The sequence below is a fragment of the Allosphingosinicella sp. genome (assembly GCF_059502505.1).
The window spans coordinates 280,448-304,704 of record NZ_JCACEU010000019.1 but is presented as its reverse complement, the minus strand read 5'-3'; the positions used below and the strand labels follow the sequence as shown (position 1 = coordinate 304,704).

General features: G+C 65.9%; 33 protein-coding genes and 1 other RNA gene. 21 read left to right on the top strand and 13 right to left on the bottom strand.

Annotated features, from left to right (window positions below):
- Positions 1 to 202 precede the first annotated feature (202 nt).
- From AC5JBD_RS13980 to AC5JBD_RS13950, 7 genes are read left to right on the top strand one after another with little or no spacing between them, the layout of a single operon-like run.
- On the top strand, positions 203 to 1,840 hold the full coding sequence (locus tag AC5JBD_RS13980; protein ID WP_495722425.1) for a putative bifunctional diguanylate cyclase/phosphodiesterase: 1,638 nt from the start codon (positions 203 to 205) through the stop codon (positions 1,838 to 1,840).
- A 48-nt stretch (positions 1,841 to 1,888) separates the two neighbouring features.
- Positions 1,889 to 2,692, top strand: a complete 804-nt coding sequence (gene dapF / locus AC5JBD_RS13975) for a diaminopimelate epimerase (protein ID WP_495722424.1) — start codon at positions 1,889 to 1,891, stop codon at positions 2,690 to 2,692.
- Positions 2,689 to 3,984 (top strand): tRNA (N(6)-L-threonylcarbamoyladenosine(37)-C(2))-methylthiotransferase MtaB, encoded by a 1,296-nt coding sequence (gene mtaB / locus AC5JBD_RS13970; RefSeq protein ID WP_495722423.1) that lies wholly within the window; start codon positions 2,689 to 2,691, stop codon positions 3,982 to 3,984. Before dapF ends, mtaB begins: the two co-directional genes overlap by 4 nt.
- Positions 3,981 to 4,916 (top strand): signal recognition particle-docking protein FtsY, encoded by a 936-nt coding sequence (gene ftsY / locus AC5JBD_RS13965; protein ID WP_495722422.1) that lies wholly within the window; start codon positions 3,981 to 3,983, stop codon positions 4,914 to 4,916. The genes mtaB and ftsY overlap by 4 nt, the downstream gene beginning before the upstream one ends.
- The gene (locus tag AC5JBD_RS13960) at positions 4,913 to 5,518 is read left to right on the top strand and encodes a septation protein A (protein ID WP_495722421.1); all 606 of its coding nucleotides are present in this window, start codon (positions 4,913 to 4,915) and stop codon (positions 5,516 to 5,518) included. The genes ftsY and AC5JBD_RS13960 overlap by 4 nt, the downstream gene beginning before the upstream one ends.
- The gene (locus AC5JBD_RS13955) at positions 5,515 to 6,450 is read left to right on the top strand and encodes an ABC transporter ATP-binding protein (RefSeq protein ID WP_495722420.1); all 936 of its coding nucleotides are present in this window, start codon (positions 5,515 to 5,517) and stop codon (positions 6,448 to 6,450) included. The genes AC5JBD_RS13960 and AC5JBD_RS13955 overlap by 4 nt, the downstream gene beginning before the upstream one ends.
- Positions 6,447 to 7,223, top strand: a complete 777-nt coding sequence (locus tag AC5JBD_RS13950) for an ABC transporter permease (protein WP_495722419.1) — start codon at positions 6,447 to 6,449, stop codon at positions 7,221 to 7,223. The genes AC5JBD_RS13955 and AC5JBD_RS13950 overlap by 4 nt, the downstream gene beginning before the upstream one ends.
- 15 nt (positions 7,224 to 7,238) lie before the next feature.
- Here AC5JBD_RS13950 and AC5JBD_RS13945 read toward each other — a convergent pair whose 3' ends face one another.
- From AC5JBD_RS13945 to pspF, 4 genes are all read right to left on the bottom strand, one after another.
- Complete coding sequence (locus AC5JBD_RS13945) at positions 7,239 to 7,619, bottom strand: endonuclease domain-containing protein (RefSeq protein WP_495722418.1); 381 nt, start codon at positions 7,617 to 7,619, stop codon at positions 7,239 to 7,241.
- A gap of 65 nt (positions 7,620 to 7,684) precedes the next feature.
- Positions 7,685 to 8,299, bottom strand: a complete 615-nt coding sequence (locus tag AC5JBD_RS13940; RefSeq protein ID WP_495722417.1) for a superoxide dismutase — start codon at positions 8,297 to 8,299, stop codon at positions 7,685 to 7,687.
- 91 nt (positions 8,300 to 8,390) lie between these two features.
- Positions 8,391 to 8,945 (bottom strand): tetratricopeptide repeat protein, encoded by a 555-nt coding sequence (locus AC5JBD_RS13935; protein WP_495722416.1) that lies wholly within the window; start codon positions 8,943 to 8,945, stop codon positions 8,391 to 8,393.
- A 25-nt stretch (positions 8,946 to 8,970) separates the two neighbouring features.
- Positions 8,971 to 10,026, bottom strand: a complete 1,056-nt coding sequence (gene pspF, locus AC5JBD_RS13930) for a phage shock protein operon transcriptional activator (protein ID WP_495722415.1) — start codon at positions 10,024 to 10,026, stop codon at positions 8,971 to 8,973.
- 185 nt (positions 10,027 to 10,211) lie between these two features.
- Here pspF and AC5JBD_RS13925 point away from each other — a divergent pair, with 185 nt between their 5' ends.
- From AC5JBD_RS13925 to AC5JBD_RS13870, 12 genes are all read left to right on the top strand, one after another.
- A complete protein-coding gene (locus AC5JBD_RS13925; protein ID WP_495722414.1) occupies positions 10,212 to 10,370 on the top strand; it encodes a hypothetical protein in 159 nt (52 codons plus the stop codon).
- Between the two features lie 133 nt (positions 10,371 to 10,503).
- Positions 10,504 to 11,178 (top strand): phage shock protein PspA, encoded by a 675-nt coding sequence (pspA, locus tag AC5JBD_RS13920; RefSeq protein ID WP_495722413.1) that lies wholly within the window; start codon positions 10,504 to 10,506, stop codon positions 11,176 to 11,178.
- A 4-nt stretch (positions 11,179 to 11,182) separates the two neighbouring features.
- A complete protein-coding gene (pspB, locus tag AC5JBD_RS13915; protein WP_495722412.1) occupies positions 11,183 to 11,464 on the top strand; it encodes an envelope stress response membrane protein PspB in 282 nt (93 codons plus the stop codon).
- Positions 11,461 to 11,841, top strand: a complete 381-nt coding sequence (gene pspC, locus AC5JBD_RS13910; protein ID WP_495722411.1) for an envelope stress response membrane protein PspC — start codon at positions 11,461 to 11,463, stop codon at positions 11,839 to 11,841. Before pspB ends, pspC begins: the two co-directional genes overlap by 4 nt.
- Positions 11,842 to 11,867: 26 nt before the next feature.
- On the top strand, positions 11,868 to 12,155 hold the full coding sequence (locus tag AC5JBD_RS13905; protein ID WP_495722410.1) for a hypothetical protein: 288 nt from the start codon (positions 11,868 to 11,870) through the stop codon (positions 12,153 to 12,155).
- Positions 12,156 to 12,181: 26 nt separating this feature from the next.
- Entirely contained in the window at positions 12,182 to 12,502 is a 321-nt protein-coding gene (locus AC5JBD_RS13900) for a hypothetical protein (protein WP_495722409.1), read from the top strand.
- 10 nt (positions 12,503 to 12,512) lie between these two features.
- Complete coding sequence (locus AC5JBD_RS13895; protein WP_495722408.1) at positions 12,513 to 12,782, top strand: hypothetical protein; 270 nt, start codon at positions 12,513 to 12,515, stop codon at positions 12,780 to 12,782.
- A 10-nt stretch (positions 12,783 to 12,792) separates the two neighbouring features.
- On the top strand, positions 12,793 to 13,053 hold the full coding sequence (locus AC5JBD_RS13890) for a hypothetical protein (protein WP_495722407.1): 261 nt from the start codon (positions 12,793 to 12,795) through the stop codon (positions 13,051 to 13,053).
- Positions 13,054 to 13,081: 28 nt separating this feature from the next.
- Positions 13,082 to 13,339, top strand: a complete 258-nt coding sequence (locus tag AC5JBD_RS13885) for a hypothetical protein (RefSeq protein ID WP_495722406.1) — start codon at positions 13,082 to 13,084, stop codon at positions 13,337 to 13,339.
- Positions 13,336 to 13,545, top strand: coding sequence for a hypothetical protein (locus AC5JBD_RS13880; RefSeq protein WP_495722405.1), 210 nt, complete (start codon positions 13,336 to 13,338; stop codon positions 13,543 to 13,545). The genes AC5JBD_RS13885 and AC5JBD_RS13880 overlap by 4 nt, the downstream gene beginning before the upstream one ends.
- A gap of 44 nt (positions 13,546 to 13,589) precedes the next feature.
- Entirely contained in the window at positions 13,590 to 13,997 is a 408-nt protein-coding gene (locus tag AC5JBD_RS13875) for a SufE family protein (protein ID WP_495722404.1), read from the top strand.
- A 20-nt stretch (positions 13,998 to 14,017) separates the two neighbouring features.
- On the top strand, positions 14,018 to 14,443 hold the full coding sequence (locus AC5JBD_RS13870) for a PaaI family thioesterase (RefSeq protein WP_495722753.1): 426 nt from the start codon (positions 14,018 to 14,020) through the stop codon (positions 14,441 to 14,443).
- 124 nt (positions 14,444 to 14,567) lie between these two features.
- Here the strand turns inward: AC5JBD_RS13870 and AC5JBD_RS13865 are convergent, their stop codons facing one another.
- From AC5JBD_RS13865 to AC5JBD_RS13825, 9 genes are all read right to left on the bottom strand, one after another.
- Entirely contained in the window at positions 14,568 to 15,104 is a 537-nt protein-coding gene (locus tag AC5JBD_RS13865) for a J domain-containing protein (RefSeq protein WP_495722403.1), read from the bottom strand.
- Between the two features lie 50 nt (positions 15,105 to 15,154).
- Positions 15,155 to 15,519: RNase P RNA component class A (gene rnpB / locus AC5JBD_RS13860), an RNA gene on the bottom strand.
- Positions 15,520 to 15,529: 10 nt separating this feature from the next.
- Positions 15,530 to 16,222, bottom strand: a complete 693-nt coding sequence (locus AC5JBD_RS13855; RefSeq protein WP_495722402.1) for an N-acetylmuramoyl-L-alanine amidase — start codon at positions 16,220 to 16,222, stop codon at positions 15,530 to 15,532.
- 49 nt (positions 16,223 to 16,271) lie between these two features.
- Entirely contained in the window at positions 16,272 to 17,126 is an 855-nt protein-coding gene (locus AC5JBD_RS13850) for a CheR family methyltransferase (RefSeq protein WP_495722401.1), read from the bottom strand.
- Complete coding sequence (locus tag AC5JBD_RS13845) at positions 17,117 to 18,232, bottom strand: chemotaxis protein CheB (RefSeq protein WP_495722400.1); 1,116 nt, start codon at positions 18,230 to 18,232, stop codon at positions 17,117 to 17,119. Before AC5JBD_RS13845 ends, AC5JBD_RS13850 begins: the two co-directional genes overlap by 10 nt.
- Positions 18,229 to 18,594, bottom strand: a complete 366-nt coding sequence (locus AC5JBD_RS13840) for a response regulator (RefSeq protein WP_495722399.1) — start codon at positions 18,592 to 18,594, stop codon at positions 18,229 to 18,231. Before AC5JBD_RS13840 ends, AC5JBD_RS13845 begins: the two co-directional genes overlap by 4 nt.
- Positions 18,595 to 18,664: 70 nt before the next feature.
- Positions 18,665 to 19,099, bottom strand: coding sequence for a chemotaxis protein CheW (locus AC5JBD_RS13835; protein ID WP_495722398.1), 435 nt, complete (start codon positions 19,097 to 19,099; stop codon positions 18,665 to 18,667).
- 3 nt (positions 19,100 to 19,102) lie between these two features.
- Complete coding sequence (locus AC5JBD_RS13830) at positions 19,103 to 21,439, bottom strand: chemotaxis protein CheA (protein WP_495722397.1); 2,337 nt, start codon at positions 21,437 to 21,439, stop codon at positions 19,103 to 19,105.
- A 70-nt stretch (positions 21,440 to 21,509) separates the two neighbouring features.
- Complete coding sequence (locus AC5JBD_RS13825; protein WP_495722396.1) at positions 21,510 to 22,145, bottom strand: histidine phosphotransferase family protein; 636 nt, start codon at positions 22,143 to 22,145, stop codon at positions 21,510 to 21,512.
- 157 nt (positions 22,146 to 22,302) lie between these two features.
- On the opposite strand from AC5JBD_RS13825, the gene AC5JBD_RS13820 reads away from it, so the two are divergent.
- Positions 22,303 to 23,256: an RluA family pseudouridine synthase gene (locus AC5JBD_RS13820; RefSeq protein ID WP_495722395.1), complete on the top strand. Its 954-nt coding sequence runs from the start codon at positions 22,303 to 22,305 to the stop codon at positions 23,254 to 23,256.
- A 57-nt stretch (positions 23,257 to 23,313) separates the two neighbouring features.
- A complete protein-coding gene (gene rpoH, locus AC5JBD_RS13815) occupies positions 23,314 to 24,216 on the top strand; it encodes an RNA polymerase sigma factor RpoH (protein WP_495722394.1) in 903 nt (300 codons plus the stop codon).
- Positions 24,217 to 24,257 lie beyond the last annotated feature (41 nt).

Here is a 24,257-nt window from a genome sequence, read left to right as displayed (position 1 = left end):
CGCCAAACGCAAAAGCGCCGGCGGGCGAAACCTCGCCGGCCAGCGCGCGTCCGCGGACGCTCCCGTGTCGTTCACCTGTGACGGTGGATGTGGGGGCGCATAGCTCTCAGGACAAGCGAAGGCAAGGCGCGGCGGCTTAACACCATCTTCACCCGCAAGGGATAGCACGGAACCCGCTTTTCCCGGGGGACGAGAGAAACGAATGGCGAGCATGTTCTCCAGAGACAGGCGCGGTGTGCGTGCCGGCGGGGAAGACTTCATCATCATCGGCATCGCCGTGTCGGTGCTGCTCGTGCTCGCCGCATTCGGCAATGGCTATTTCGAGGTCGCGCGCCGGCAGATCATCGCGCTGGGCGCCGACAATAGCAGTATCATCACGGGGCTTCTCCTGCTCAACGTGGCCCTCACCATCTATGGCTGGCGCCGCTATCGCGACGTGAAGCACGAGGTGGTGGAACGCACGGCCGCCGAGAAGCGTGCCCAGTCGCTGGCGTCGACCGACCCCTTGACCGGCTTTCTCAACCGCCGCTCGCTGACGTCGGCGGTGGGCGAGCTGGTCACGGCCGCCGCCAAGCGCAACCGCGCCGTCGCGATGCTGATCGTCGACCTCGACGGCTTCAAGACGATCAACGACGTCCATGGCCATCTTACCGGCGACAATCTCCTCCGCACGACCGCCGAGGTGATCCAGAAGGCGCTGCCCAACGGCTCCGTCGCGGCCCGACTGGGCGGCGACGAGTTCGCCGCGGCCTTCATCTTCGATCCCGACAATCTCGGCGGCGTCGATGCGATCGCCAATTATATCGTCGACCGGCTCGGCAAGCCGTTCGACCTGGCCGGCGTCCATGTCCATATCAGCGCCTCGCTCGGCGTCGCGCGGTCGGACACCGATTGCGACGGCGTCGACCCCCTGCTGCGCCGCGCCGACATCGCCATGTATGCCGCCAAGAAGCTCGGCCGCGGCCGCTGCGTCTGGTTCGACGGGAGCATGGAACGCGAGCTCCAGAGCCGGAACGCCACCGAGGCAGGCCTCAGGAGCGGCATCCCGGAAGGCCAGTTCGTTCCCTATTTCGAGCAGCAGATCGACCTCGTCACGGGCAGCCTGCACGGCTTCGAGATGCTCGCCCGCTGGAAGCACCCGGAGCGCGGCATCGTCCCGCCCGACGAGTTCATCGGCGTCGCCGAGGAATGCGGCCTGATCAGCGACCTCTCGCTGTCGGTAATGCGCCAGGCATTCGAGGAAGCCCGTGGCTGGGATCCTTCGCTCACCATGTCGGTCAACATCTCGCCGTCGCAGCTCAAGGACCCGTGGCTCGCCCAGCGCATCGTCAAGCTGCTGGTCGAGACCGGCTTCCCGGCCGAGCGGCTCGAGGTCGAGATCACCGAAAGCTCGCTGTTCGAAAATCTCGGCCTTGCCCAGTCGATCGTCGGCTCATTGAAGAACCAGGGCATCCGCCTTGCGCTCGACGATTTCGGCACCGGCTATTCGTCGCTCGCGCACCTCCGCGCGCTGCCGTTCGACCGGATCAAGATCGACCGCAGCTTCGTCACCTCGATCAACGACAATCCGGAGAGCGCGGCGATCGTGAATGCGATCACCCGGCTCGCCGACAGCCTCAATCTCGCAGTCACGGCCGAGGGCATCGAGAATGAGATGGTCGAGGCGCGGCTGCGCACGATCGGTAACTACAAGGGCCAGGGCTGGCTGTTCGGGCGGCCGATGCCGATCCCCGAGGTCCGCACCCTGCTCGCCGAAAAGGGCCTGCTCGCGGTGGCGCGCGACTGTGCCGAGCCCCGCCGCCGCCTCAACAACCGGGACCGCGCCGTCCGCAGCCAGTGAGGCGGCCAAGGTGGACTTGATCTCCGCCGCACCCTAGATCGCGCGGCGATGGTGCGCCGCTTTCACAAGATGCACGGCCTCGGCAACGACTTCGTCGTGCTCGACGGGCGCGAGCATCCGGTCAGTCTCGACGCGGGGCGCGCTCGCGCCATCGCCGATCGGCGGACGGGGATCGGCTGCGACCAGCTGATCCTGCTGGAGCCGTCGAAGGTGGCGGACATCCGCATGCGCATCTTCAACGCCGACGGCAGCGAGGTCCAGTCCTGCGGCAATGCTGCGCGCTGCGTGACCCTGCTCGAAGGCGGCGTGCAGCGGATCGAGACGCTGGGCGGAATCATCGCCGGCGTGACCAACGGCGCCGGCGCCAGCGTCGACATGGGTTGCCCGCGCTTCGGCTGGGAGGAGATCCCCCTCGCCTACCCGATGGACACGCGCGCGATGCCGGTGGCCTGGGAGGCGCTTCAGACGCCGTTCGCCGTCAATGTCGGCAATCCCCACCTCATCTTCTTCGTCGACGATGCGCAAGCGATCGAGCTTGATCGGCTCGGGCCCCTGATCGAGAATGATCCGCTGTTCCCCGAGCGGATCAACATCAACGTCGCCTCTGCCGAGGGTAAGGCGATCCGGCTGCGCGTTTGGGAGCGCGGGGCCGGCCTGACCCAGGCCTGCGGCACCGGCGCCTGCGCGACGGCGGTGGCGGCGATCAGCCTCGGCCGGGCCAAGTCGCCGGTCGAGGTCCGCCTGCCCGGCGGCACCCTCAACATAGCCTGGGAACGCGGCGGCCGCATCCAGATGAGCGGTCCCGCCGCCCACGTCTTCACCGGTGAGATCGACCTCGAGGCGCTCGCATGAGCGTGGAGGTCATCACCATGGGCTGCCGCCTCAATGCTGCCGAGAGCGAGACCATGCGCCGCCTCGCTTCGGACGAGGACGACCTCGTCATCGTCAACAGCTGCGCCGTCACCGGCGAAGCGGTCCGGCAAGCGCGTCAGGCAATCCGCCGCGCAAAGCGGGCGAGACCCAATGCTCGGGTGATCGTCACCGGCTGCGCGGCTCAGGTCGAGCCGGAGACCTTTGCGGTCATGCCGGAAGTCAGCCGCGTCATCGGCAATGGCGAGAAATTCCGCCCCTCGTCATTCCGGCCAAAGCCGGGCTCTCAGCGAGACAATGGCGCCGAACCACCTCTCCCTGAGATCCCGGCTTTCGCCGGGATGACGGAAAGGATTGTGGTCTCCGACATCTTTGCCGTGCAGGAGAAGAGCCCCCACCTCGCCGCCGCCTTCTGCGAGCGCTCCCGCGCCTTCGTCGAAGTGCAGAATGGCTGCGATCATCGCTGCACCTTCTGCATCATCCCCTACGGCCGCGGGAACAGCCGTTCGGTGCCCGCCGGGATCGTCGTGGAACGCATCAAGGAGCTGGTCGACGAAGGCGTCCAGGAGGTCGTCCTCACCGGCGTCGACGTCACCAGCTACGGGCCCGACCTGCCCGGCTCCCCGACGCTCGGCCAGCTCGTCGAGCGTATCCTCCGCCACGTGCCGACCCTTCCCCGCCTCCGCCTCTCCTCGATCGACAGCGTCGAGATCGACCCGCGGCTGGAGGAGATCATCTGCGGCGAGCCTCGCTTCATGCCGCACCTCCACATGAGCTTCCAGGCCGGCGACGACATGATCCTGAAGCGCATGAAGCGCCGCCACAGCCGCGCCCAGGCGGTGGACACGGTGGCGCGGCTGAAGGCGCGGCGGCCCGAGATCGCGATCGGCGCCGACCTCATCGCCGGCTTCCCGACAGAGACCGACGAGATGCACGAGAACAGCATGCGGCTGATCGACGAGTGCGACATCGTCATGGGCCATATCTTCCCCTTCTCGCCCCGCGTCGGCACGCCCGCGGCGCGCATGCCGCAGGTCACGCCGTCCGCAGTCAAGGCGCGGGCGCGCCGGCTGCGCGAGGCGACGGAGCGGCGGAAGACCGATTGGCTGAAGAGCCTTGTCGGCACGAAACAGCAGGTTCTTGTCGAGCGCGGCGGCACCGGCCACGCGGAGAATTTCGCGACCGTCCGCGTCAGTGGGCGGGAGCCGGGCAACGTCGGCATCATGGATATCACCGGCGTCGAAGGCGGCGCCCTCATCGGAGATTTCGCTTGAGCGAAGCAGGATGGCTCGAGCGGCTGACGGCGGGCTTCCGCAAGACGTCGGACCGGCTCGGCGACAATCTGACGGGCCTGTTCACCAAGGCGCAGCTGGACGAGCGGGTGCTCGACCAGATCGAGGAGGCGCTGATCGCGTCCGACCTCGGACCGGAGACCGCGGCCAAAGTCCGCGCGCGGCTCGCCGAGGAGCATTACGAGCTGGATCTCACCGAGGCGCGGGTCCGGGAGATCGTCGCCGAGGAACTGGCGGAGATATTGGAGCCGGTCGCAGTGCCGCTCGAGATCGACGCCTTTCCGCGCCCGCAGGTGATACTGGTCGTCGGCGTCAACGGCTCCGGCAAGACGACCACGATCGCCAAGCTCGCCCACCTCTTCCTGGAGCAGGATTATGGCGTGCTGCTCGCCGCCGGCGATACCTTCCGCGCGGCCGCGATCGCGCAATTGAAGGTGTGGGCGGACCGGATCGGCGTTCCGATCATCACCGGACCTGAGGGAGGCGATCCGTCCGCCCTCGTCTTCGACGGGGTCAAGAAGGCCACCGCCGAGGGCATCGACGTGCTGATCGTCGACACCGCCGGGCGTCTCCAGAACAAGAAGGAATTGATGGACGAGCTCGCCAAGATCCGCCGCGTGCTCGGCCGCCTCAACCCGGCCGCGCCGCACGACGTGGTGCTCGTGCTCGACGCCACCACCGGCCAGAATGCGCTCGGCCAGATCGAGGTGTTCAGAGAAGTGGCCGGCGTCACCGGCCTCGTAATGACCAAGCTCGACGGCACCGCGCGCGGCGGCGTGCTCGTCGCGGCAGCCGAAAAATACGGCATCCCCATCCACGCCATCGGCATCGGCGAAGGGATCGACGACCTGCGTCCCTTCAACCCCGCCCACGCGGCCCGGGCGATCGCGGGCGTCGCCGGAGCGGCAGCATGAGCGCCGAAGCGGAACAGCAAGGCCCGAGCGCTGGCGCGCGCCTCGCGATCGATCTCGGCCCGCTCGTCATCTTTTTCGCCGTCAATGCCTGGCGCGGCATCTTCTCGGCGACGATCGCCTTCATGGTTGCGATCGCCGCCGCGATGCTCGTCTCGAAGATCAAGTACAAGCACATCTCACCCTTGCTCTGGTTCTCCGGCGCGATGGTGCTGATCCTCGGCAGCATCACGATCTGGCTGCACGACGAGACCTTCATCAAGATCAAGCCGACCATCTACTATACGATGGTCGCAGGTCTCCTCCTGTTCGGCATGTATACCGGGCGCAATCTGCTGAAGATGGTGCTCGGCACCGCCTATCCTGGCCTGTCCGACGAGGGCTGGAAGATCCTGACCCGCAACTGGGCCCTGTTCTTCGTCTTCATGGCGCTGGTCAACGAGGCCGTGTGGCGGACCACCACCACCGACTTCTGGGTCGGATTCAAGCTCTGGGGCGCCCTCCCCGCCACCTTCCTGTTCGCGCTCGCCAACGTGCCGATGCTGATGCGCCACGGCATGCAGCTCGAGACGAAAGAGGAACCGCCGGTTCCGCCCACCCAATGAACGCACCCGTCCTCTCGATCCGCGGTCTCACCAAGACCTATGATTCCGGCCTGCAGGCGCTGAAGAATGTCGACCTCGACATCAGCCGCGGCGAGATCTTCGCATTGCTCGGGCCGAACGGCGCCGGCAAGACGACGCTCATCAGCATCGTCTGCGGCCTTGTCACTCCCACGACCGGCCAGATCGAGGCGGCCGGGCACGACATCATAAGCGACTACCGCGCGGCCCGCGCGAAGATCGGCCTCGTGCCGCAGGAGCTCTACACCGACGCTTTCGAGCGGGTGATCGACACCGTCTCGTTCAGCCGGGGCGTATTCGGCCGGCCCCGTAACCCTGCCTATGTCGAGAAGGTGCTGCGCGACCTTTCGCTCTGGGAGAAACGCAACGAGCGGATCAAGGAACTGTCCGGCGGAATGAAGCGCCGCGTGATGATCGCCAAGGCGCTCAGCCACGAGCCGGAGATCCTGTTCCTCGACGAGCCGACCGCGGGCGTCGACGTCGAGCTTCGCCGGGACATGTGGGAACTGGTCCGCCAGCTCCGCGAGAGCGGCGTCACCATCATCCTCACCACTCATTATATCGAGGAGGCGGAGGAGATGGCGGACCGCGTCGGCGTCATCCGCAAGGGCGAACTCATCCTGGTCGAGGAGAAGGCGAGGCTGATGCAGAAGCTCGGCAAGAAGGAGCTGACGCTGAACCTCACGGAGGCGATGACGACCATTCCTCCCGAACTCGGCGAATGGCGGCTCGAGCTCCGCGACGAGGGCCACACCTTGCTCTACATCTTCGATGCCAAGGCGGAGCGGACCGGGATCCCCTCCCTGCTCTCCCGGATGCGCGACCTCGGCATCGGCTTCTCCGACCTCAATACCCGCCAAAGCTCGCTGGAGGACATCTTCGTGGACCTGGTCAGCGAAAGGCGGGCGGCATGAACCCGGCCGCATTCAACGCCCGCGGCGTCTGGGCCATCTACCGTTTCGAGATGCACCGCTTCGCCCGCACCTTGTGGACGGGCCTCGCCGTGCCGGTGATCACCACCTCGCTCTATTTCGTCGTGTTCGGCTCCGCCATCGGCAGCCGCATGACCGAGATCAACGGCATCCCCTACGGCAGCTTCATCGTGCCCGGCCTGATGATGCTGTCGCTGTTCACGGAGAGCATCTTCAACGCCTCCTTCGGCATTCACATGCCGCGCTTCACCGGCACCATCTACGAGATCCTCTCGGCTCCGCTGTCGGCGCTGGAGACGGTGCTCGGCTATGTCGGCGCCGCCGCGACCAAATCGACGATCGTGGCCCTGGTGATCCTCGCCACCGCGAACCTGTTCGTTGACGTGCAGATCGCTCATCCGTTCGCTATGATCGGGTTCCTGCTTCTGATCGCGGCGACCTTCTGCCTGTTCGGCTTCATCGTCGGCATCTGGGCCAAGGGCTTCGAGCAATTGCAAGTGATCCCACTGCTCGTGGTGACCCCCCTCACCTTCCTCGGCGGCTCCTTTTACTCGATCGAGATGCTGCCGGAGCCATGGCGGACGATCACGCTGTTCAACCCTATCGTCTACCTGATCAACGGCTTCCGCTGGACCTTCTTCGGCCAGGCCGACGTGCCGGTACATTGGAGCCTGCTCGCGACCAGCGGCTTCTTCCTCATCTGCCTCGCCGTCGTCGCCTGGATCTTCCGGACGGGGTACCGACTGAAGAGCTAATCAACCCTCTCCCCTTCAGGGGAGAGGGTGGTGACGCGCAGCGGCGCCGGGAGAGGGGGAGTCGACGAACTCCTCCAGCATGGCGAGCACGCCTCCCAGATGGTGTATAACGTCATCATTATGGAAGCGGATCAGCCTATAGCCGAGACCCTCCAGAAAGCGGGTCCGGCGTTCGTCATACTGACCCTGAAGGTCGTGCGCGTCGCCATCGACTTCGATGACGTGCATCGGCGTTCGGCAGGCGAAATCGACGATGTAGCGCTCGATGACGACTTGTCGGCGGAACTTGAACGCGTGAAAACGGCGCGCCCGCAAGGCGTGCCAGAGGCGGAGCTCGGCGGGAGTTGGATTGGCGCGCATCCATTTGGCGCGCTCGACGAGGATCGGGTCCCGCATCGACTCCCCCTCTCCCGCCGCCTTCGGCGGCACCCTCTCCCCTGAAGGGGAGAGGGTTGCTCGTTTTAGCGCGCGGCCACCCGCTCGTAATGCTCGGCGACCTTCGCCCAGTTCACCACGTTCCACCAGGCGCCGAGATATTCGGGGCGGCGATTGTTGTACTTCAGATAATAAGCGTGCTCCCACACGTCGTTGCCCAGGATCGGCGTGCCCTTTACGGGTGCGTCGTCCATCAGCGGGTTGTCCTGGTTGGGCGTCGAGGTGACCTGGAGCCGCCCGTCCGGCCCCGCGATCAGCCACACCCAGCCGGAGCCGAACTGGCCGACGCCCGCTTCGTTGAACTTGGCCTTGAGGACATCGAACGAGCCGAAGGCGCTGTTGATCGCCTCCTGCAGACGGCCGCTCGGGGCGCCGCCGCCCGGGCCCATGATCTGCCAGAAGAAGCTGTGGTTCCAGTGCCCGCCGCCATTGTTGCGGACCTTCTTAGACGCCTTGGAGATGCCCGCCAGGATCTCCTCGAGGCTTTTGCCTTCGAGGCTCGGATCCTCGCCCACACCCTCGTTTAATTTGTCCACATAAGCCTGGTGATGCTTCGAATGGTGAAGCGTCATCGTCTGCGCGTCGATGGTCGGCTCGAGCGCGTCATAACCATAGGGGAGCGGTGGGAGCGTGAAAGCCATGGCGGGATCTCCTGCTTTTGAGTCCCGCCCGAGCTAGTGCTCCCACCGCAAAGTTCCAGCCCCTTTTTTCCGGAGCCGCAACGAAGGAGGCCTACTTCGTGACGACGAACCTCGCGAGGTCGTTCCGAGGCTCCTTCCACTTCGGATCTTCCTGCGTAGCACGCTTGTAGTCGGCATAAGCGGACTTGAGGTTGCCGAGCTCCTCATGGGCGATGCCGCGGCCGTAATAGGCCAAAGCAGGGCGCCTGGTGTTCTTCTGCAGCGCCATGGTGAAGAGCGGCAGCGCCGCATCCGCGCTGTCCTGCCGGATCAGCACCACGCCCTTGTTGAGATAGGCTTCGGGCTGGTTCGGATCGAGCGCCAGCGCAGCGTCGAAATCGCTCAGCGCGCCCTGGGCATTGCCGAGGCGGGACCTGAGAATGCCGCGGTTGACGTGGCTCGCAACCATCTCGTACGTGTCCGTGGCCTCGCCGGCGAGCGCGACGTTGCAATATTCGAGCGCGCCGCGCTCGGGCATCGCGGTGGTCTCCGCAGCTTCGTAGCACATTCTGGCGGAGCTTGAGCCGAGCACCGTGACCGCGGCGCCCGCAGGAGCCGCAACGGCGATAAACCCGGCGGCGGTAAGAAGGAATTTGAACTTCATCATCGAGCCCTCCTTCAAGAGCTCGAATCTACCCCATTTGCGAGGCTTGCGCCATCATTTCGTGGCGCTTCAGCGCGTGGCGGAGCTGATCGTAGGACAGTTTCAGGGCGGTGGCCGCAGCGCGTTGATTCCAACGGCATTTTTCAAGCGCCGCGGCGAGGATCGCCTTTTCATACTCGGCCACGGCGAGGCGGAAGTCTGCGCAGGAGCCCGGATCGTAAGCCCCGGATGCGATTGCCGGCAGCTGGGACGGCGCCGACGCCGCAGCCGTTGGAAGCTCCACCGACCGGGCCTCACCGGCGGAAGGGCGCCAGGGAGACTCGAACGGATCGAACTGAATCGAGTCGATCGGACTGTCCGGATCCTCCCAGCGGTAGACGGCGCGTTCGACGACGTTGCGAAGCTCGCGAACGTTCCCGGGCCAATCGTAGGAGAGCAGGCGGTTCGAGGCGGCATTGCTGAAGCCCGGCCAGCGCGGCCATTCCAGCTCCAGCGCCATGCGGCGGGCATAATGGTCGGCCAGGACGGGGATGTCGCTGACGCGGTGGCGGAGCGGCGGCAGCGTCACGACCTCGAATGAAAGCCGGTCGAGCAGGTCGGCGCGAAAGCGGTTCTCCTCGACCAGCTTTGGCAGATGCTCGTTGGTGGCGGCGACGATGCGGACGTCGACCTTCATCGGCTTCGACGCGCCGATGCGGGTCACCTCGCCATATTCGACCGCGCGCAGCAGCCGGTCCTGGGCGGCTTTGGACAAGGTGGCGAGCTCGTCCAGGAACAAGGTGCCGCCGTCCGCCTCCTCGAAGCGGCCGACCCGTGACTTGGTCGCCCCGGTGAAAGAGCCCGCCTCGTGGCCGAACAGCTCCGCCTCGATCAGGGTTTCCGGCAGAGCGGCGCAGTTCATCACCACCAGCGGCCCGTCCCAGCGGCTCGACAGATGGTGGAGGCGCTCGGCGACGAGCTCCTTGCCGGTCCCGCGCTCGCCGATCACCAGCACCGGCCGGTCGAGCGGCGCGGCGCGGCTGGCACGCTCGATCGCGTCCAGGAAGGACGATGACTGGCCGACTAACTGGGTGGTTCGCTCCATGCCCAGATGTTGGTGGATTCTCCCATAGCTTGGCAAGTCCAAACTGGTCTCCGAGGGTCCAAGATCATCAAAAAACAAGCAAAACAGCGACTTTTTCGGTTTGGCACGGCTTTTGTAGAAGAATGGGCATCACCGCCGATGTGGCGGGATGGGACAACGCCAGACAGGTTCAGAGGAGACCGAAAATGTTCAACACCGATTTCCAGCGCGTCGCCACTGCCGCGATCGGCGCTCTCATTCTCACCACCGTGTCGGTCGGCGCCGCGGTCGGTCCGGCCCGCTCGGTCGAGACCAGCCCGGTCGTCTATGCGCAAAGCCAGGTTGCGGATCGCGCGAATGTCTGATGTGATATTGGTCGGACGGGAGGATCTCAGACTCATGACGCCGCCCCGTCCGCCCCGCCCGCCGCGCCCCGCGCGGCCGGCCAGTCCGATCAGCCCGCCGGGGCCCGCAGTAATTATCAAGGAGTTCTGGAATATGGGTATTTTCTCGCGGACCCGCGACATCGTCGCCGCCAACGTCGCGGATCTCCTCGATAAGGCGGAAGATCCGGCCAAGATGATCCGCATGATCATCATGGAGATGGAGGAGACGCTCGTCGAAGTCCGCGCTTCTGCCGCGCGCACGATCGCCGACCAGAAGGAAATGCGGCGCCAGATCCAGAAGCTGGAGCGGCTGCAGGACAGCTGGACCGAAAAGGCCGAGCTGGCTCTTTCCAAGGATCGCGAGGATCTCGCCAAGGCCGCCCTCATGGAGAAGCAGAAGGCCGGCGACATGGCCGACAGCCTGCGTGCCGAGATCGGGGTGCTCGACGATGCGCTGCGCGCCTCCGAGGCCGACATCGCCAAGCTCCAGACCAAGCTGCGCGAGGCCCGCACTCGCCAGAATGCGATCCAGAGCCGCCTCGAAAGCGCCCAGAACCGCGTCAAGCTGCGCGAAATGTATGCCGGCCCCAAGGTCGACGAGGCATTCAGCCGCTTCGACATCCTGGAGCGCCACGCCGACTTCGCCGAGGGTCGCGCCGATGCGCTGAGCCTCGGCGCGCCGCCCAAGACGCTCGACGAGGAGATCGCCGAGCTGCGCAATGCGGAGAAGGTGGAAGCCGAGCTCGAAGCCCTGAAGGCGAAGCGCAACTCGGGCCAGGAAGGCTGATCAGATGGAAGACGTCATGCAAGTCTCCCTGGTCATGGGCATCCTGTTCATCGGGCTGCCCTGGATCATCTTCCACTACATCACCAAGTGGAAGACCCAGGCCACCCTCACCACTGAGGACGAGAATCTGCTCGATGAGCTGCATGATCTCGCCCGCCGGCTCGAAGAGCGGCTGGTGACGGTCGAGCGGATCATGACTGCCGAGAACCCGAACTGGCGCTCGCTGACCGCCGATCCGGCAAGCATCGGCATCGAGGACCAGACGATCAGGAGCATCCGCAAGTGAACCCGAGCCGCACCCGCTTCTATCGCGACAAGCTCAATGCCAAGTGGTTCGGCGTCTGCTCCGGTATCGCCGACTATACGGGCATTGACGTAACCATCGTCCGCGTCGGCATGATCATCATGACCTTTGTCAGCGGCGGGATGACCTTTCCTGCTTATTTCGTCACCGCCTGGCTCGCGCCGCGCAAGCCGATCGAACTCTATCCGCGCAATGCCGATGACGCCAAGTTCTGGCAGGGCGTGCGCGCCTCGCCGAAGCGGATGGTGCGCGACGTGCGCTCCAAGTTCCGTGAGATCGATCGCCGCCTGGCGAGCGTCGAGACCTACGTCACCAGTTCGAATAGCCGGCTGTCGCAGGAGATCGAGAGCCTTCGCTGAGCGAAGGCCGAACGGGGAAACACGGGATGAGCTTCGGAAGTCCGGCCTTTGTCATCACGATCGTCGCGATGTGCATGGCAGCCTGGGTGATCACCACCTGGCTTCGCGTCAAGCACGGCTACCCGCTTGACGAATGGAGCGACGGGAGCGGAACTGGCGAGATAGAGACGCGTCGAGCGGCTGAATTGATGGCCAATGAGAATGATCGGCTGAAAGGTCAGGTCAGCCGGCTTGAGGAGCGCATCGCGACGCTGGAGCGGATCGCCACCGATCCCGCCGAGCGCATTTCACGAGAGATTGACGGGCTGCGCTAACACGCGGCCCGAAAGAGGGGTAAAGCATGGACACGCTGCATTTCGTTGCCAACTTGGCGCCGCTCATCGCCATCATCGTGTGTGTGGGCGTCGCGGGATGGGTGATTACCACCTGGATGCGCATCAAGAATGGCTATCCGCTCGATGGCGCCTGGGGGCAGGCCATCTATCCGAAGACCAGCGATGAATCGATGGAGCGGATCAAGCTACTCAGCACGGAGAACGCGCAGCTCCGCGCGGAGCTCGGATCGGTCAAGGACCGGCTCGCCAATGTCGAGCGGATCGTCACCGACGACAGCCATCGCCTGACGCAGGAGATCGTATCCCTGCGCGTCCCACGCAACTGAGGAGGCCGCGATGCCGGCATGGATCTGGTTCTTCGTGATCGTGGTCGGGATCCCCACGATCATGGGCGTGCTCGGCGACAGCTATCGACGCTGGCTGAAGCACCAGGAAAAAAGGATGGCGCTGGAGGCCCAGATCACGGCCGAGAAGGCGGCGCAATATGCCGCCCATACCGAGCGGCTGGAGCAACGGGTGCGGGTGCTGGAGCGGATCGTGACCGACAAGGGCATTCACCTCGCGGACGAGATCGAGGATCTCCGCCGGCAACCCCCGGTCAACTGAGGAGGTAAGGATGGACAGCTTCGGCTTTCCCGACGCGATCGCGATCGTCGCCATCTGCCTGACGATCAGCGTCGTCTTCTACAACTGGTTCAAATATCGCGACCGCCGCCTGGAACTGCGGGTCGCGGCCACCGCCGAGCGGGCTGCGCAATATGCCGCCGGCACCGAGCGCATGGAGCAGAGGCTGCGCGTGCTGGAACGCATCGTCACCGACAAGGGCCTGGTCGTCGCGGACGAGATCGAAAATCTGCGGGACAAACCGCTCAACTGAGCGCCGCGGCGAAACAAGGGAGGATCGAATGACCGGTGGTCAAATGATGGTGGTGCTGATCGTCGCGATCGTAATGCTCGCGAGCATCATCAAGTCGAAGCACGGCTACCGCCGTCGTAACCGCCATGGCGAGATCGACTCCGAAGCGGGCATCGACAGCGGCGAGAACCAGCAGCTCCGCGCCGAAGTGAAGCAGCTGAAGGAGCGGCTGGCGGTGCTGGAGCGGATCACGGTCGAGAAGGAAAACAGCCTCGAGCGTGAGATCGAGAAGCTGAGGGACCGGTGACTCCGGAGCTGGCCCTGGTCGTCGCCGGCACCGCGCTCGTGGCGCTCGTGCTCGGTGCGCTCGCCCTGCTGAGGGGGTGGCAGGGCTGGCTGGAGCTCAGGCAGCAAGAGCTGCTGAGCGGTCCGCGCCGCTCGCGCCCCAACGGCGAACTCGCCGACCTCAAACAGCGCGTCCGCAAGCTCGAGGCGATTGCATCCGGAGAGTGAGAGCGTCAGGTGACGCGCCTCGGCGGCTTTGCTAGGCGGCCCGCATGTCCAGTCTCGCCGACATTCATGCCGATTACGATCTGCTCGAGCCCGACGACCGCTATCGGCTGCTGATCGACCTCGGTCGGCAGCTGGAGCCGATGTCCGAGGCGCTGAAGACCGACGCGACGCTGGTGCGCGGCTGCTCCGCCGCCGTCTGGGTCTACCCCGTCGCCCGGCCCGACGGCACGCTCCATTTCCTCGCCGACAGCAATGCGGCGATCACCAAGGGCATCATTGCTCTGGTGCTCGAGGCGGTGCAGGACCGCACACCGCATGAGATCCTCGCCACCGACATCGATGAGGCGCTCGGACCATTCGACCTCAGCCGCCAATTGAGCTCCAACCGCACGCAGGGCATTCCCAACATGATCGCGCTCATCCGGCAGACGGCGGAGCGGCTCGCCGCGTGAGCCGGCCGGATCTCAGCAAGATGCAGGGCTTCGACCCGAAGCTCTTCACCGCTTACGCGAGCCAGGTCGGCCATGGCGGCGCGCTCGGCATCCTCTACCACGACCACGGCCCCGACTGGGTCGAGCTCGCTCTCGATTATCAGGAGAAGCTGGTCGGCGTCGCCGAGACCGGCGTGATCGCATCTGGTCCGATCATCAGCCTGATGGACATGGCAACCAGCATGGCGATCTGGGTGAAGCTCGGCCGCTTCCGGCATCAGGCGACGCTCGACCTCCGCGTGGATTATATGCGCGCCGCGGCGCCAGGCCGGCGCATCTTCGGCCGCGGCGAATGCTATGCGGTCACGCGGTCGGTCGGCTTCGTCCGCGGCGTCGCGCATGACGGCGATCCGGCCGACCCGGTCGCCCACGTCGCGGCAACCTTCATGTTCACGACCAAGCCCTGACCCCCAAGCTTTGGAATAAGCGAAACCGTTCGGGCTGAGCCTGTCGAAGCCCTGCCCGTCGCTTTCACCGGAAGAAGGACAGCCCTTCGACAGGCTCAGGGCGAACGGAGCAGAGAATCAAGCCTTAGGGCGAGAGATTCGCGCGCCGTTCCTCGGCCTTGCGGAGCACTTCATATGCCGTCTGCACCGCTTGGAAGCGTTTGGCGGCTTCCGGATCTTCGCCAGCGACATCGGGGTGACTAGCCTTGGCGAGGCGGCGATAAGCCGTCTTGATCTGTTCGAAATCCGGATCGCCCTCTATCTCCAGCACATCGAGCGCTCGCATCTCGTCCCGGCTGCGATTGCCGTCGCCCGGGCCACCCCAACCGTAGAATTTGGTCTCGCCGAAGCTCTCGGCGTCGCGCCGTTCCTCGGCCTCGCGCTTGGCGGCTTCCTCGGCGGTCAGGCCTTCGAAATAATTCCAGTTGCGGTTGTACTCGGCCGCGTGCCGCTCGCAGAAATACCAGCGGTCGCGGCTGTTGGGAGATTTGGGGGCTGGCCGATCACCGGGCTCGGAACAGCCGTGCCGATCGCACAGCCGCACCTGCTGCGCCGCCCGCTCGCTGCCATAGGCGCGCCAGCGCGGAAATCCCCAATCGTTCGAACGCGTCTGCCTGGCCATCGTCCCGAGATAGCGACGGCCCCGCCCCCGCGCCACCCGCGAGCCGGAAAAATGCCAGAGGGTCTGTAAGCCGGGTTCTGTCCACCCCTTGCAGGGATAGGCGACCATTCCTCTAGGGGACGGATTGCTCCGCCCCTCAAGCAACCAACCCGGGCGACGAGCCGGAACAGGCCCATGTGCCGCCCCTATTCGGTTTTGCTCCCGGTGGGGTTTGCCGTGCCGGTCCCGTTGCCGGGCCCGCGGTGCGCTCTTGCCGCACCCTTTCGACCTTACCGGGCCGAAGCCAGGCGGTATCCTTTCTGTGGCACTTTCCCTGAGGTCACCCTCGCCGGGCATTACCCGGCACCGTCGTTCCGTGGAGCCCGGACTTTCCTCGCCTCGCACGAGTGCGAGCCGCGGCCGCCCGACCCTCTGGCCGCGTCTATCTAGTCGTCGCCTTGCGGTTTGGGAAGCAGAAGGGCGAGCAGGATCGCGCGGCACTCGCCGTCGATCTCGCCGTCGATCAACTCGGGCCGGTAGCGGCGCTGGAAGGCGACGACCGCGGCGAGCTTGTCGCTGACGTCGTAGCCGAAGCGCTCGAGCGCCAGCAGGAAGCCGCCGTCGGTCCAATTGGGGTCCATCAGGCACTTGGTCGGCCGCGGCAGCGCGAGGCGGAGCTTGGCCAGCCGGGACCAGGGGAAGAGTTCGCCTGGGTCCTGCTTGCGCGTGGGAGCGATGTCCGAATGACCGACGATGTTGCCGCGCGTGATGCCGTGGCGTCCGACAATGTCCGCGACGAGCGGCACCAGCGCGTCGATCTGTTCCTCGGGGAACGGGCGGTAGCCGAATTCGTGACCCGGATTGACGATCTCGATGCCGATGCTTGCCGAGTTCACGTCGGTGATGCCGCGCCAGTAGGAGGCGCCTGCATGCCAGGCGCGCTTCTCCTCGTTGACCATGCGCAGGATCTGCCCGTCCTCGGCCACGCAGTAGTGGCACGAGACCTGGCTCTCCGGATCGCACAGGCGGGCGATGGCGGACGGCGCATCCACCATCCCGGTATAATGGAGGACGATCATCGAAACGGGGAGCGCGCGCTCGTCGAAATTGGGCGAGGGCGTGTCGATGACCTGCAGCATGGTTTCGGTGTTGCGCGCCAAAATTCGCGCGAGGTCAAGAGTGTGCCGCTCAGCCGACGGCGGCGCGCGCCGGCGGGGCCTGAACCGGCCTGCGGATGTAGAGGCCGCGCTGCTCGGGATCGGAGATGAAATCCTCGGTATGGCCAATCACCGTCTCCCCTGCCCCGAGCATCAGCGAGGCGTCGGGAGCGCTTGCTTCGGCGAGACGCCTGAACACCGCCTTCTGCGTGTCCCCCGCGAAATAGAGCAGGACATTGCGGCAGAGGATGATGTCGAAACGCCTGGGCTGCGGCGGCACTTCGAGCAGGCTGTGGACCTGGAAGCGGACCGCCTTCTGAAGCTCGGCGGAGATCTGCCACTGCTGGGCGCCGACTTCGTCGAACCAGCGCATCATCTGCATGACCGGAAGGCCGCGCTGCACTTCGAATTGGGAATAGAGGCCCTGCCGCGCGCGCTCGACCGCGGTGCGGGAGACGTCGGTGCCGACGATGTCGATCTTCCAGTCCTGCCAGCGGAGCTTCTGCTCGGCGAAGCTCATCGCCAGTGAATAGACCTCTTGGCCCGTCGAGCAGCCGGCGCACCAGATGGAGAGCCTCTTCTCCCGCTGCCGCGCCTGCTGGAGCCGGGGCAAGGCGCCCTTGAGCAGCAGGTCGAACGGCTGCCGGTCGCGGTAGAAGTAGGTCTCGTTGTTGAGCAGCGCCTCGACCACCTCCTCGGCGAGGCCCGGCTCCCGGCCGGCGACGAGGGTGGCGATCAGCTGGTCCAGTGTTCGAATGCCGCGCTCGCGCAGCAGGGATTTGAGAGCGGTCTCGATCCGCCAGCGGCGGCTGATGGTGAGCTGCTGGCCGGTGCGGGTTTCGAGCAGGCCGGCGAGGATCCGGCTCGACGCGTCGTTCACTTCCACGGGGCGCCCTCGATGCGGGAGGCGACCCGGCGGGCCAGCTCGGCAGGACCGGCGACGACGCAGGCGAGGCCCGCTTCGGCCACGGCACGCGGCATGCCCCAGACGGCGGAGCTGCGCTGGTCCTGGGCGAGCACGCCGCCGCCGCGATCGGCGACGCGGGCGCTGCCGACGAGCCCGTCCCGGCCCATGCCGCTGAAGATCACCGCCAGTGCGCTCTTCCCATAAGCTTCGCTGACCGCCCACAGCATCGGATCGACCGAAGGCAGGCAGCCGGAGCTGGCCGGCGTCTCGTTGAGCCGAACCTTGACCGCGCTCCCGATCCGCTCAAGGCCGAGATGAGCCTCGCCCGGCGCGATCACGACCTGCTCGGGCTGGAGGGTCATTCCCTCTTCGGCGACGGACGACGCCCGCCCCGACGCCGCTTCGATCTGGCGAGCGAAGAATGGCATGAAGACCGGCGGCAGATGCTGGGTGATCAGGATCGGCGCGCCTACCTTGGGCGGCAGCGCCCGCAGGAATTCGCCGATTGCGTGCAGACCGCCGGTGGACGCGCCGAGCGCAAGGCAGCCGAGCTTCCAAGGCGGCATCGCCCGCAGGCTGAATTCGGGAGCGTCGGGCGCGGGAGCTGCCGATTTCGGCTTGGACAGCGCCGAAGCGCCGGCGATCCTGAGCAGACGCTCGGCAAGCACGTCGGAGAAGCGGCCGCCGAAATTGCCGACGCCGGGCTTGGGAAGCGTGTCGGCCGCCCCGAGCGCCAGCGCTCTCACGGCTGCCGCGGCACCTTCTTCGCCATGGGAAGAGACGATCAGCACCTTGGCGCCGGCGCCGTTCCGCAGGATTTCGGGAAGGACGTCCAGCCCGCTCGTACCGGGCATCTCGACGTCAAGAAGGACGATGTCGACTTTTGTCGTCTTCAGCGCCTCGAGCGCCTCCGGGGCGTTGCTCGCCAGCGCGACGACTTCGAACCTTTTGTGGCTCGCCAGCATCCGCGACAGCACGGCCCGTGCGATCTGCGAATCGTCGACGATCATCAGTCGGATCGGGGCCTCGGCCGGCCGCGGCGCTCCCGCCGCCGCCGTCGGCGCGGTCGCATGGGATGGGGTCACGCGACCCCGACGATCTGCAGCTTGCTTTCCAGGGTCTCGCGGTCGAACGGCTTCATCACATATTCGTCGGCGCCGGCGTCGATCGCCGCGCGGATGTGAGCCGCATCATTTTCGGTCGTGCAGAAGACGACCTTGGGCTGCACCTCGAAATGACGCTGCCGCAGCGTGCGGAGGAACTCCATCCCGCTCATCACCGGCATGTTCCAGTCGAGCAGGACGACGTCCGGCATCTGCGCCTCGACCCGGTCGAGCGCCTGGCGGCCGTCCTCAGCCTCGTCGACCGTGAAATTGAGGGTCTCGAGGATATGGCGGGCAACCTTGCGGATCACCTTGGAATCATCGACGACTAGGCAGCTTTTCATTCCCGCTCTCGCTTCACTTCGGCCGTAGCGAGCACGCTAGCGGCAACATGTAAGGACAGTCTTAACGACATCAGGCGGCTGCCGCGGTCGGACCCGCCAACAGGGCCGCAGTGTCGATCAGCAAAAGGAGGTCGCCGTCCACGTCCACCACACCCTTGGCGACGCGGCGCCAGCCGGCATCGAGCGCGGTGCGGACCGGCCGGACCTCACCTGAAAATTCGAGTACATCCTCGACGCTGTCGACGATCAGCGCATAGGGGTAGCCGTCCAGCTCGACGACGATGGCATCCCTCAGCCCTTCGACGTGTGAGCAGCCGAGCTCCAGCGACGCAAAGCAGTCGATCGCCGTCAGCACGCGGCTCCTGAGTGCGGTGAGACCGGCGACATGAGGTGCCCCGCGGGGGATCGGCGTCAGCCCCTCGATCTCGACGACGGATTCGACGTCTTCGGCAGGGATTGCGACGCGCTCGCCAGCCAGCTTGATGATGAGCAGGAGGTGGGTCATGGATCAGCCTTTCCGGGCCGCGGCGCTGCGGCTGAGCGCGGCGAGCAGGCCGGCGCGGTCGTAGCGATAGATGCTGTCGTCATTCTCATGGACGAGATCCGGCTGCGAACGGAGCCGAAGGACTTTCCCTTCTCCCGCCTGCGGCGGCGCGTCGTCGGCACTCGCGATCACCAGGTCGGCCGTTTCGGCCTCGGCGCTGCCGACTACCCGATAGCCGGCGCTCTCGACGATCGGCCGCAAGATGTTGTCCATCCACGGATCGTCCTTGGGCAGCGCGCAGACGGGCTTGCAGGTCTCGCCCGCTTCCTTGGTCGCATGAGCGGCGAAGATCCAGAAGGGGTCGAGCACCTCGACCTGCTCGCCGGCAATCAGGGTGACGCCGCTCACTTCCCCGGATGTGGCTGCCGGCTGGAGCTCGGGGGTGAGCTCGACCAGGTCGACAACTTCGGCGAAGGCATAAGCGATTTCGCTCAGGCCGTCGGAGAGGCGCAGGATACGGACATTGCCCTGCGGGAGAGCGGCGGCTCCGGCCAGCGGCAGGATGCGCTCGCCGAGCCCGACGCGAATGCGGCCGGCGCTGAGCTGGACGCGATCGGCCGCGACGTCCTCGATCCGCTCGACAACGGCGAGCCTCACGACGCGCTTCACGCCATCGAGGCCGCGGAACAGCAAGGCGGGGCTGGTCTTGATCTTGGCGCTGCTCTCTGGCGCCTTGGCAGTGAGCTTGTCGATCTCGTTCTGGTCGAGCACCACGCCGGCTGCCGAGGCGACGCCCGAGGCATCGATCAGCAGGATCGGACTGCCGTCGTCGGCAAGCGTGGTGCCGGCATAAAGGCCGGTGGCCATCACGATCGGCGCCGCCGGCTTCACCACCAGTTCCTCATGGTCGAGCACGGCGTCCACGGCGAGGGCGTAGAGATCGCCGCCCGCGGGCTTCAGCACGATCAGGCTCTGCTCGGCCGGCCCGTATTCTTCCGGAACGCCGAGCACCTCCGCCAGCGATGCCAGCGGGATGCGCTTGTCGCGGATGCTGACGACGTGGGACCCGCCGACGGCTTCGATGCGCACCATGGCATTGTTGCGCCGGACGATCTCCTCGATCGCCGAGCGCGGTATGGCATAGCATTGGCCGCCCGCGCTGACCGTGAGCGCCGGGATGATCGTCAGCGTCAACGGCACGCGCAGCGTCAGCCGGACCCCCTGCCCCGGCCTGGAGTCGACGTCGACGACGCCCCCGATCCGCTCGATATTGGCGCGGACCACATCCATGCCGACGCCCCGGCCCGAAATCGCCGTCACTTCGGACGCCGTCGAAAGGCCTGCCTCGAAGATCAGGCCGGCACGCTGGGCCGGCGAGAGGCGTTCGGCCTGCTCCGGCGTCATGACGCCATTGGCGATGGCCTTGCGGACGAGCTTCTCGCCGTCGAGACCGCGGCCGTCGTCGACCACCTCGATCAATATCTGGTTGCCGGACTGGCGGGCGCAGATGCGAAGCATCCCGGCCTCCGGCTTCTTCGCCTTCTGGCGTTCCTCCGGCGTCTCGATGCCATGATCGATCGCGTTCCGGATGATGTGCGTCATCGGATCGCGTATCATCTCGATCATTTCGCGATCGAGCTCCACGTCGCCGCCGTCGACATCCAGCGCCACCTGCTTTCCAAGTTCGCTGCTGAGGTCCCGGACCATGCGCGGCAGGGTCGCGAAGAGATTGTCGATCCGCTGCATCCGGGTGCGGGTGATCGCGTCGCGCATCTCGGCGATACAGGCCGAGACGCGGTCGAAGGCGGCCTCGACGGCCATGTCGCCCGGCACCTCGCGCAGGCGGCGGGCGAGCTCGTTCCTGGCCAGGACCATGTCGGAGACGCCGCTCATCATCCGGTCGAGGAGATCGACGGAGAGGCGGATGCTGCGGATCGCCTTCCGGTTCTCCATCTGCGCGGAGGCGGCGGAATGCTGAGCTTCGAGCGGCTCGCAGGTCTCGCTCAGGGCGTCGATGAGCTGCTGGTCGTCCTCGCTGGACAAAGATTCACCGGTCTCCAGCGCCTGCACCAGCTCGCCGATGCGGTCGATCACGGCGAGGACGGCGCTGACCAGCCGGTGGTCGGCGACGCGCTTGCCGGAGCGAACCTCGGCCAGGACATCCTCGGCGGCGTGGCTGAGAGCTTCCAGCCGCGGCAGGTCGAAGAAGCCGCAATTGCCCTTCACCGTGTGGACGAAGCGAAAGATTGCGTCGAGGCGCTCGCGGTCGTCGGGCGTCGCTTCCCAGGCGACGATTTCGCCGCCCAATGCCTCGAGCATCTCGCGGGTTTCGGCGATGAATTCGTTGATCAGGTCTTCCATGGAGCCCTCAGCGCGTGCGGAGGCCTTATGGAGAGGAGTTGGTAAAGGAGGCGTTTACCCGGCCTGCGGTTCAGGCCGGCACGGAAGCGCCCAGCAGCAGCATTCCGGCATCGCCGTCCATCACCTGGACTTCGCCGCCGCCGTCGGTGACGAGGCAGTGGACCAGCCAGGCGGCCGCGGCCCGCGGCGCGATCGCATCCTCCGCCGTCTTGCCGATCAGCACCTGCTTCAGCTCCGGATCGAGGACGATGCGCGTCCCCTCGGCGCGGACGACGATGTCGAGGCCGTTGCCGTGCCGCTCCGCACCGACGTCAAGCCGGCCGCCGCGCACCAAAGCGTCGCCCGCGATCAGCACCAGGTTCAGCAGCACCTTCAGCGCCGACTTGCTCATCGTGGGATCGTCGACCATCCAACCGAGCTGGATTCGGCCGTCGCCGCCGAACAGGCCCTCGATCGCGACCCGCGCCTCGCGCGTGTCGACCTCGTCGGCGAAGCCGCCGGCGGCGCCGAAAGCGAGACGGAAGAATTTGAGCTTGTTGGCCGACGCGCGGGCGCTTTCGCTCAGCAGCTCCAGGCAGCGGGCCCGCATTTCGGGATCATGCTCGTCGGCGAGCAGCTCGATCCCGTTGTTGAGCGCACCAACCGGCGACAACAGGTCGTGACAGAGGCGCGAACAAAGCAGGCTCGCGAATTCGTAGGATTTCATACGGTTACCGGCCCCTGTCCTTGTCGCCCGTCCTATTGGCGCTTGCCGGCCCAGCTTGCAAGGCGGTGGTTACCATCGCGTTAACCCTGTTCCGGCAGCCGTTTCGGAGCCGCACCGCTCTTGAAAATCAGCGCACAATACCCACATCCGATGCTCGATGAACCGGGGGGTGTCGATCATACGCGCGACGATTGCTGCCGATGCCGCAGGCTGGCGGCTCGATCGTGCGCTCGCAGCGGCGCTCCCGACCCTCTCCCGCGAACGCGTGAAGGCGCTGATCAGCAGCGGCGAAGTGCGCGACCAAGCCGGTGCCCAGGTGCGCGACCCGTCCTCGAAGGCCAAGGCCGGCGATTACGAAGTTCGTGTTCCCGCCCCGACTCCTGCGCACAATGTGGCGCAGGACATCGCGCTGGAGATCGTGTTCGAGGACGATCATCTGCTCGTTGTCGATAAGCCGGCGGGGATGGTGGTGCATCCGGCCGCGGGTAATCTGGACGGCACGCTCGTCAACGCCCTGCTCCATCATTGTGCGGGACGGCTGTCCGGCATCGGCGGCGTTGCGCGGCCCGGCATCGTCCACCGGATCGACAAGGACACGTCGGGTCTTCTCGTCGTCGCCAAGACCGACGTCGCGCATGAAGGGCTGGCCAAGCAGTTTGCAAAGCACAGCATCGACCGCCGCTACCAGGCAATCGTCGCCGGGCTGCCGAACCCGTCCGAAGGATCGGTCGATGCTCCACTCGCCCGCTCGTCGGCTAATCGCCAGAAGATGGCGATCGTCGCCGATGGCCGCGGCAAGCGTGCGGTCACCCATTACCGGGTCGTCCAGGCGCTGAAGGAAGCGGCGCTTGTCGAATGCCGGCTGGAGACCGGCCGGACGCACCAGGTGCGGGTCCACATGACCTCGATCGGGCACCCGTTGCTGGGGGACCCGGTTTATGGGCGCACCAGGATCGTTCACCGTGATCTACTCAATCAATTGGACTTCAAACGCCAAGCGCTGCACGCAGCCGAACTTGGCTTCGTCCACCCAATTTCGAAAGCGACTCTGTCCTTCAAAAGCGCCGTTCCGTCGGACATGCAGGAACTGTTCAGGGCGCTCACGTTATAGCAACCAGATACCGGAAAAGGCGGGAATGCCCGACCGGCCAGGGAGATAGGTGAAGTAATGGCAAGCGGTAAGAACGTGCCCTCGATCCCCGCCATGGGCGGCGAAGCCGGGCTCAATCGCTATCTCGCCGAGATCAAGAAGTTTCCGATCCTCGCCCCCGAGGAGGAATATATGCTGGCCAAGCGCTGGACCGAGCATCAGGACACTGAGGCGGCGGCCAAGCTGGTCAACTCGCACCTTCGTCTCGTGGCCAAGATCGCGATGGGCTATCGCGGCTACGGCCTGCCCGTCGCCGAGCTCATCTCGGAGGGCAATATCGGCCTGATGCAGGGCGTGAAGAAGTTCGAGCCCGAAAGGGGCTTCCGGCTTGCGACCTATGCAATGTGGTGGATCCGCGCCTCGATCCAGGAATTCATCCTGCGCTCGTGGAGCCTCGTCAAGATGGGCACCACAGCGGCGCAGAAGAAGCTGTTCTTCAACCTCCGCCGGATGAAGAACCAGATCGAGGCGTTCGAGGACGGCGACCTCAAGCCCGAGGATGTGGCCAAGATCGCGACCGATCTCGGCGTCAGCGAGGATGACGTCATTTCGATGAACCGGCGCATGGCGATGGGCGGCGATACGTCGCTCAACGTGCCGCTGCGCGAGGAAGGCGAAGGGCAGTGGCAGGACTGGCTGGTCGACACCGATCCGCTGCAGGACGAGCGCGTCGCCGAGGCCGAGGAGACCAAGGTCCGCCACGAGCTGCTCGTCGAGGCGATGGGCGCGCTCAATGACCGCGAGAAGCACATCCTCACCGAGCGGCGCCTGTCGGAGGATCCGAAGACGCTCGAGGAGCTGAGCCAGGTCTATGACGTTAGCCGCGAGCGCATCCGCCAGATCGAGGTGCGCGCGTTCGAGAAGCTCCAGAAGGCGCTGATGAACCTCGCAGGCGAGCGCCGGCTCCTTCCGGCGCATTGAGCCGCGGGGTCTGGTGACGAGGCACTGAGCGCCCGCTAAGC

Bases quoted from the DNA above. Each gene is read 5' to 3' on its own strand.
- AC5JBD_RS13980 (WP_495722425.1), top strand. From the start codon at position 203: ATGGCGAGCATGTTCTCCAGAGACAGGCGCGGTGTGCGTGCCGGCGGG.
- dapF (WP_495722424.1), top strand. From the start codon at position 1,889: ATGGTGCGCCGCTTTCACAAGATGCACGGCCTCGGCAACGACTTCGTC.
- mtaB (WP_495722423.1), top strand. From the start codon at position 2,689: ATGAGCGTGGAGGTCATCACCATGGGCTGCCGCCTCAATGCTGCCGAG.
- AC5JBD_RS13960 (WP_495722421.1), top strand. From the start codon at position 4,913: ATGAGCGCCGAAGCGGAACAGCAAGGCCCGAGCGCTGGCGCGCGCCTC.
- AC5JBD_RS13955 (WP_495722420.1), top strand. From the start codon at position 5,515: ATGAACGCACCCGTCCTCTCGATCCGCGGTCTCACCAAGACCTATGAT.
- AC5JBD_RS13950 (WP_495722419.1), top strand. From the start codon at position 6,447: ATGAACCCGGCCGCATTCAACGCCCGCGGCGTCTGGGCCATCTACCGT.
- AC5JBD_RS13945 (WP_495722418.1), bottom strand. From the start codon at position 7,619: ATGCGGGACCCGATCCTCGTCGAGCGCGCCAAATGGATGCGCGCCAAT.
- AC5JBD_RS13940 (WP_495722417.1), bottom strand. From the start codon at position 8,299: ATGGCTTTCACGCTCCCACCGCTCCCCTATGGTTATGACGCGCTCGAG.
- AC5JBD_RS13935 (WP_495722416.1), bottom strand. From the start codon at position 8,945: ATGATGAAGTTCAAATTCCTTCTTACCGCCGCCGGGTTTATCGCCGTT.
- pspF (WP_495722415.1), bottom strand. From the start codon at position 10,026: ATGGAGCGAACCACCCAGTTAGTCGGCCAGTCATCGTCCTTCCTGGAC.
- AC5JBD_RS13925 (WP_495722414.1), top strand. From the start codon at position 10,212: ATGTTCAACACCGATTTCCAGCGCGTCGCCACTGCCGCGATCGGCGCT.
- pspA (WP_495722413.1), top strand. From the start codon at position 10,504: ATGGGTATTTTCTCGCGGACCCGCGACATCGTCGCCGCCAACGTCGCG.
- pspB (WP_495722412.1), top strand. From the start codon at position 11,183: ATGGAAGACGTCATGCAAGTCTCCCTGGTCATGGGCATCCTGTTCATC.
- AC5JBD_RS13905 (WP_495722410.1), top strand. From the start codon at position 11,868: ATGAGCTTCGGAAGTCCGGCCTTTGTCATCACGATCGTCGCGATGTGC.
- AC5JBD_RS13900 (WP_495722409.1), top strand. From the start codon at position 12,182: ATGGACACGCTGCATTTCGTTGCCAACTTGGCGCCGCTCATCGCCATC.
- AC5JBD_RS13895 (WP_495722408.1), top strand. From the start codon at position 12,513: ATGCCGGCATGGATCTGGTTCTTCGTGATCGTGGTCGGGATCCCCACG.
- AC5JBD_RS13890 (WP_495722407.1), top strand. From the start codon at position 12,793: ATGGACAGCTTCGGCTTTCCCGACGCGATCGCGATCGTCGCCATCTGC.
- AC5JBD_RS13885 (WP_495722406.1), top strand. From the start codon at position 13,082: ATGACCGGTGGTCAAATGATGGTGGTGCTGATCGTCGCGATCGTAATG.
- AC5JBD_RS13875 (WP_495722404.1), top strand. From the start codon at position 13,590: ATGTCCAGTCTCGCCGACATTCATGCCGATTACGATCTGCTCGAGCCC.
- AC5JBD_RS13870 (WP_495722753.1), top strand. From the start codon at position 14,018: ATGCAGGGCTTCGACCCGAAGCTCTTCACCGCTTACGCGAGCCAGGTC.
- AC5JBD_RS13865 (WP_495722403.1), bottom strand. From the start codon at position 15,104: ATGGCCAGGCAGACGCGTTCGAACGATTGGGGATTTCCGCGCTGGCGC.
- AC5JBD_RS13855 (WP_495722402.1), bottom strand. From the start codon at position 16,222: ATGCTGCAGGTCATCGACACGCCCTCGCCCAATTTCGACGAGCGCGCG.
- AC5JBD_RS13840 (WP_495722399.1), bottom strand. From the start codon at position 18,594: ATGAAAAGCTGCCTAGTCGTCGATGATTCCAAGGTGATCCGCAAGGTT.
- AC5JBD_RS13835 (WP_495722398.1), bottom strand. From the start codon at position 19,099: ATGACCCACCTCCTGCTCATCATCAAGCTGGCTGGCGAGCGCGTCGCA.
- AC5JBD_RS13830 (WP_495722397.1), bottom strand. From the start codon at position 21,439: ATGGAAGACCTGATCAACGAATTCATCGCCGAAACCCGCGAGATGCTC.
- AC5JBD_RS13825 (WP_495722396.1), bottom strand. From the start codon at position 22,145: ATGAAATCCTACGAATTCGCGAGCCTGCTTTGTTCGCGCCTCTGTCAC.
- AC5JBD_RS13820 (WP_495722395.1), top strand. From the start codon at position 22,303: ATGAACCGGGGGGTGTCGATCATACGCGCGACGATTGCTGCCGATGCC.
- rpoH (WP_495722394.1), top strand. From the start codon at position 23,314: ATGGCAAGCGGTAAGAACGTGCCCTCGATCCCCGCCATGGGCGGCGAA.